A 727-nucleotide genomic window follows, 5' to 3' on the forward strand; every position below is an offset into this window, starting at 1 on the left:
TGACTTTGAATTTTTGAATTGGTTGGCAACTCAAGCGAAAAAGAATGTAACAATTCAGGGGGCGCCTAAACCGTTTTATAATATTGCCGAACATATCCCTGATACTAGTGACGTTACAAAACCAGATGGTCCATTAGATGCGTGCTGGCATGAAAGTTTTCGTTATTTTGCCATACCTCATCTTTGCGGTGAAGAGTTTAACTTAGAAAATCTCAAACAAGTAATAGACCCCAGAAAACAAGGTTACGATAGTGGCGTAAACGTCATAAATTACCTAGCAACTCATGACCGAGAACATTTATTTAGGGAACTAGGAGATAGAGGAATTTTTGACGAAGCAGCATTTACGCGCGCGAAGCTAGCAGCAGTGTTACTAATAACAGCAATGGGTACTCCAATGTTATGGATGGGAGAAGAGTTTGGGGAACACAAGCGTAAAAGTCAAACTGTAACACAGCCAAAAAAAATAGCTTGGCCATTATTGGAACGCGAGGAAAATAAAGAATTATTTGAATACTACAAAAAATTGATTGGCTTGCGAGTTAAAAATCCTGCATTACAATCTGACAACCTTGAATTCTTCCACGAAAACCCTGACGCAAAAGTGCTAGCTTATTTGCGTTGGAATGATGAAGGTTCCCGCGTAGTAACACTGCTAAATTTCTCAGACCAAGATTTTAGTGAATACAAAATAACTAATTTTCCCGATGCAAAAGCATGGAATGAT

Annotated in this window: 1 protein-coding gene; it reads left to right on the plus strand. The window is 38.7% G+C overall.

The window, feature by feature from the left end:
• The coding region (locus tag AC2JBO_RS45080) for an alpha-amylase family protein (protein WP_496960111.1) at positions 1-727 on the plus strand (727 nt) is incomplete at both ends.

It is taken from the genome of Calothrix sp. CBUCES-K 9914 (assembly GCF_059640475.1).